Below are 5,891 nucleotides of genomic sequence, written 5' to 3'. Positions count from 1 at the left end.
CGTGAATCACACAGTTGTCCTCTACTGCAGAGTAATCATCTATCTCTATTGTGCCGATAACTTCTTATCATTGGATGGCTACTAGTATATTGTTTTTTACTTTTGCTATAGAAGCATGGGAATTCTTGATTCCATCATTTCTTCTGCCCACTTTAATGCCTTACTTCGGTGTTTCAACGGGAATAGGGGGATTTTTAGTTTCTGCACCATATTTCGGTGCCCTCCTTGGTGCCTATACATTTGCGCCACTAGCTGATAAGATAGGCAGAAAAAAATCTATTATATCAGGACTCGCTGGCTATGGCGTTGCCAATGCCTTTGCAGCCTTGGCTAGTCCTTCTTACTGGTATGTGTTTTTTATTGCAAGGTTTGTTTCAGGATTTTTTTTAATTATGGTTATGGTTCAGCCATTTGCAATGCTGGAGGAATTTTTACCTGTAAAATCCAGAGGAAGAATAACAACATTTCTTGCATCAGGCTGGCCTGCTGGTACACTCCTGGCAGTTGCAGCTGTATATTTTATTCTTCCAAAATTTAGTTGGCAGGGTGTTATATTAATATCAAGTGTTATAGCCCTTATATATATTATTCCTGTACAGTTCCTTTTAAATGAAACTCCATATTTCCTAGTGGGTGCTGGAAAGCAGAGAGAGGCAAAGGAAACAATTAGGAAAATATCTAGAGGTAAAATACAAGTTCCTGAGGGTGTGACATTATATACCGTTAATGTCAAAAGGGGTTCATTAAAGGAATTATTTAGAAAGGATCTATTTAGATACACACTTCTTATATTTGGAGCCAATGTAGCATTTTCACTTGGTTACTGGGGTCTTTTTGCATGGCTTCCAGTAATTTTAGTAGATAGAGGCATATCTTTCTTGGATACAATACTATACATAGCTATAGGTGCAGTAGCTGAGTTTCCTGGTTATTTAATTGCAGCATATCTTGAGGAAAAAAAGAAGCTTGGAAGAAAATGGGTTATGGCTATTTTCTTAGGCGCTTCAGGGATAGCAACATTCTGGCTTGCCTTTTCATACACCTTAACAGATGTCATGGCAGCAATAATTGTTCTTTCATTCTTTAATCTTGGAGCTTGGGGGGTTTGGGATGCATGGCAGCCCGAATTATATCCAAGCAACATTAGAGGCACTCTCATGGGTTGGGTTGGAGGAGCACAGAGAATTTCCAATGCCATAGCACCATCTTTATTCGGTGTTCTAGTTGCACTTGCGATAATAGGATTTACAGGCATAATTGTAATTGTCGCTGTTGCTCTATGGATAACAATAGTATTTATATATGGCTTAAGGGAGACATTGAACGTCCCTCTTGATGAGGCTGTGAATATAAACTCAAATATAGGAGGAGTTCAAGGTAAATAATAAATTAATATTATTAATGGTGTGAATCATGGTAACAAAAATACTTTGGATAAATCCTATTGGAAGCGACATATTCGATGTCCCAATCAAAGATAATTTAAATTCGGTTAAATATGAGGATACAATAATAGATGTTATTTCATTCAAAAAGGGACCAAAACATCTAGAATACCAGTTTTATGAAGCTTTGATGGGCATTGAAATACTAAAAGCTGTAAAAATAGCAGAGATTAGGGATTATGATGCGGCAATTATAGGTTGCTTCTATGATCCATTCTTATCGGAGTCAAGGGAAATTAGCAATATTGTTGTTACCGCCCCTGCTGAATCCTCAGTAGCAATGGCCATCTCACTTGGGCACAAGTTTTCAATAATAGTTGGTAGAAAAAAATGGATACCGCAGATGGAAGAAAATATTTCAAAATATGGTCTTAGAGATAGATTTGCATCATTTAGGTCAATTAACATGGGAGTACTAGATTTTCAACTCAATAGGGAAGAAACAGAAAAAAGGCTTATGGAAGCTGGTATGGCAGCTATTAATGAGGACGGGGCTGAGGTGTTGATTTTAGGATGCACAGTAGAATTTGGATTCTATAAAAAAATGCAGAAAAAACTTGGAGTGCCTGTAATTGATGCCACTATTGCACCATTAAAATACGCAGAATTTTTGGTTAATCTTAAAAATATGACCAATTTAAGCCATAGTAAAATAGGTAAATATGAACCACCTCCAGAAAAGGAGATAAAAGATTGGAATCTTGAGGAGTATTTTGGTATTGATTGGAAATAATAATGGTGAAATTTATGAGAATCGGTATAGATATTGGAGGGGCGTTTACAGATCTGGTATATATTAGTGATGATGGAAACCTGTTAAGTGTGAAGGTTGATACAACTGCAGATTACGTTTCCGGTGTTATTAATTCCCTGAATGCAAGTGAAATTAATCTTGAAAATATCAACAGCATCATTCATGGTCAGACAGTTGTTATAAATTCAATCATACAAAAGAACTTTCCACCGGTAGGACTTATAACGACCAGAGGCTTTAGGGATGTATTAGAAATTCAACGTGCTAACAGACGTGATATTTACAATTTAAGATATAAAAAGCCTGAACCAGTTATACCAAGGCATTTAAGAATTGAAATAAATGAAAGAACCACATCTAATGGTGAGATAATCCAGAAACCTTCAATAAATGAGCTTAAAGAAATATCAAAGTTTTTTAAACAGAATAATATTAAAAATATTTCAGTAGCTTTAATTAATAGTTATATAAACGATACAAATGAAAAATATATTAAAAAATATCTGGAAGAATTAAACTTTGATTACATAACATTATCAAGCGAAATTACAGGTGAATGGAGAGAATATGAAAGAACTAGTACAGCTGTACTAAACTCATCTGTAATGCCTGTTGTTGATAAATATATAACTGAACTTGAGCAATTTTTACAAAGAAATAACTTTTCTGGCAATTTCTTTATTATGTCATCTAATGGTGGAATTAACAAAGCTTCATTTGTTAAAAGATTTCCAATAATAACTATTGAGTCAGGCCCCATAGGTGGAGTTATTGGTGCACTTAAGATAATAAAGGATAAATATGGTATAGATAAACCTGTAAATATAATAACACTAGATGGTGGAAGCACTACGACGAAAACTTCATTGATATCTGGGCATATGCCAAAAATAGTAACCGAATATTACATTGGTCGAGATCAATATAGTTCGGGATACCCTGTTAAAACTCCTGTAGTGGATATAAAAGAAGTGGGCAGTGGTGGCACAAGTATAGCATATCTGGACAATGGTAATTTAAGAGTTGGTCCAAGGGCTGCAGGTGCATACCCAGGTCCTGCATGCTATTCCCGTGGTGGTGTGGAGCCAACGCTCACAGATGCATACCTTGTTAATGGATTGATAGACCCTAATTATTTTCTTGGAGGTCGCATTAAACTGTCTATTGAAAATGCAAGAGATGCGATATCAAAACTTGCGGATAAAATACACATGTCGTTAGAAGATACAGCTGAAGGAATTATTCAGCTTGCCAATGAAAATGCAGCATATGCAATAAGGCTTGTATCAATACAGAGAGGGTATGATCCGAGGGATTTCATACTTGTTCCTTTTGGAGGTTCAGGACCAATGCAGGCATCTTTTATTTCAAAATCCTTAGGCATAAAACAAATTTTAATTCCATATATACCCCTAGGGGTTTTTTCAGCTTGGGGTATGCTTAATGCAGATTTAAGGCATGAAAATACAAAAACAATAATAATGAAAGTAACCAACGAAAATCTGGAATCGATAAATAACGAATTTGTAAAACTCGAGAAAAATATTATAGAGACATTCAGACAGGAAAATGAAGAAAATGTCATTTTGACAAGATATGCAGATTTAAGATATGTCGGACAGGAACATACACTCAAAATTGAAATACCAAGAAATGAGCATATTGATATCGATATGATATATGAAAAGTTTCATAAAGAACATGAGAAGGAATATGCATTTAAAATGGTTGGAAATCTGGTGGAACTTGTTAATATAAACGTTGTTGGAATAGTGCCCGTAAAAACGTGGAATATAAAACCTAGAGAAAATCGTGGAAACAATTTGGTCAGGCAAAGAAAAATATATCTTAATGGAAAATGGGTTAATGTAAATATATATCCTAAAGATCTCATTCCAAAGGATAAAAATTTACCAGGGCCATTAATTATAGAAGAAGAAACATCAACAATTGTAGTTATTTATGGTCAAAAGGCTGTATTAGATGAATATGGAAATATAATTATTGAGGAGGATAAAAATGATTGAGTATGAAAAACATGTAAATCCATTTATATATGAGATAATCAAAAATGGGCTTAAAACAGCTTGTGAAGAAATGTTTGTTGCCTTTGGTAAATCAGCTAGGAGCCAGGTAATATACGAAACCTTAGATTATGCCTCTGCAATAACCTCTGCTTCTGGCGATTTAATTTCCCAGGCTAATGGAGTTCCTGGATTCCTAGGAGTTTTGGACTATGCCGCACGCGACCTAATAAACAGTAGACAAATTGAAAAGGGGGATGTCTATATGGCAAATGTTCCATATAATGGAGGTACGCATTTGAATGATGTTACCCTCATAATGCCAGTATTTTACGATGATGAACTTGACTTTTTGATAGTGAATAAGGGACACTGGAGTGAGGTTGGAGGCATGCATTTTGGGAGCTGGAGTCCCGATGCAACAGAAATATATCAGGAAGGTATCCAATTTCCCAATGTAAGGCTAGCAAAAAATGACGAGATTGATAATGAAATGGTAAAAATTATAGGAGAAAATTGCAGAACTCCTGAAATGACTATTGGAGATATGCATGCCCAACTTGCCTCAATGAAGATTGCAAGAAAACGTATATATTCTATGTTTGAAAAATATGGTCATGATACAGTTATGGCAGCAGTAAAAAAAATGCTTATTGATGGTGAAAACGAATCAAAAAGTTTGCTGAAAAATCTCCCTCATGGTGAGTTTTATATTGAGGATTATATAGATGATGATGGCATTAATGATGAGCCAATAAGGGTTAAGGCAAGATTAAAAATAGATGATAATTCGTTTACCGTTGATTTCACAGGTAGCAGCAATAGCGTTAAAGGTTCTATAAATAGCCCATTCCCCGCCACGGTTTCTTCAGTAAGAACAGTATATATTGCAGCATCAAACCCACACACAGAACCTAACGGGGGGTTATTTAAACCTGTCAAAATAATCGCTCCCAAAGGTACAATATTTAATCCTGTTAGACCAGCTCCAACCTCCACGTACTGGGAATCTATGTCATATGCAGGTGATGTTGTATGGCACATACTTGCCAAGCTTCTTCCAGATAAGCTTAGCGCAGGGCATTTCTTAACAGTTGGGGCTACAATAATAGGGGGTGTCAATGATTCCACAAATGAACCTTTTGCACTTGTGGAGCCCCAACCAGGCGGATGGGGGGCATCATTTGATTCGGACGGTGAAAGCGTTCTAGTGTGCAGTGGTGATGGTGAAACTTATTTATCATCAGCGGAAGTAATAGAAAGAACCCTTCCCATAAGAGTTGAACGTCTTGCCATAAACACATATGATGGTGTTGGCAGGGGAAAATATCGTGGAGGTTTTGGGCTTATAAAGGATTACCGCGTCATGTGTTCTGAAGCTTCATTTAGTGGCTCATTCGGCAGATCAAAATTTACTGCATGGGGTATGGATGGTGGTGAAAACGGGACTCCAAATTACTTTGTAATTTCTGGGTCTAAAAATATTAGAGGGAGAAGAATAGGCGGTCTCAAACTTGTTAAGGGAGATCTGATAAGCATAAGAACAGGTGCAGGCGGTGGCTGGGGAGATCCAAGAAAGAGGGATAAAAACGCCCTTAAAAAGGATCTGGAGGAAGGTTGCAACAAAATATACAAACATAATAAGGCCTGCCAGCATAATGTCTGGAA

General features: G+C 36.4%; 4 protein-coding genes. All 4 read left to right on the top strand.

Going from position 1 to position 5,891, the window contains the following annotated elements:
• Positions 1-74 precede the first annotated feature (74 nt).
• Positions 75-1,385, top strand: a complete 1,311-nt coding sequence (locus tag AOG54_RS00445) for an MFS transporter (protein WP_084795432.1) — start codon at positions 75-77, stop codon at positions 1,383-1,385.
• Positions 1,386-1,413: 28 nt separating this feature from the next.
• The gene (locus tag AOG54_RS00440; protein WP_054963960.1) at positions 1,414-2,178 is read left to right on the top strand and encodes an aspartate/glutamate racemase family protein; all 765 of its coding nucleotides are present in this window, start codon (positions 1,414-1,416) and stop codon (positions 2,176-2,178) included.
• A gap of 14 nt (positions 2,179-2,192) precedes the next feature.
• Positions 2,193-4,226 (top strand): hydantoinase/oxoprolinase family protein, encoded by a 2,034-nt coding sequence (locus AOG54_RS00435; protein WP_084795434.1) that lies wholly within the window; start codon positions 2,193-2,195, stop codon positions 4,224-4,226.
• Positions 4,219-5,891 (top strand): hydantoinase B/oxoprolinase family protein (locus AOG54_RS00430; protein WP_156324148.1); only part of this gene is annotated, 1,673 nt, incomplete at its 3' end. The genes AOG54_RS00435 and AOG54_RS00430, both read left to right, overlap by 8 nt.

It is taken from the genome of Acidiplasma aeolicum (assembly GCF_001402945.1).
GTDB classification, from domain to species: Archaea; Thermoplasmatota; Thermoplasmata; order Thermoplasmatales; family Thermoplasmataceae; genus Acidiplasma; species Acidiplasma aeolicum.
The sequence above is the reverse complement of the archived record's forward strand: the minus strand, read 5'-3'. Positions and strand labels throughout refer to the sequence as shown.

Excerpts from the sequence above, each read along its gene's own strand:
- AOG54_RS00445 (WP_084795432.1), top strand. The coding sequence starts at position 75 with ATGGCTACTAGTATATTGTTTTTTACTTTTGCTATAGAAGCATGGGAA.
- AOG54_RS00440 (WP_054963960.1), top strand. The coding sequence starts at position 1,414 with ATGGTAACAAAAATACTTTGGATAAATCCTATTGGAAGCGACATATTC.
- AOG54_RS00435 (WP_084795434.1), top strand. The coding sequence starts at position 2,193 with ATGAGAATCGGTATAGATATTGGAGGGGCGTTTACAGATCTGGTATAT.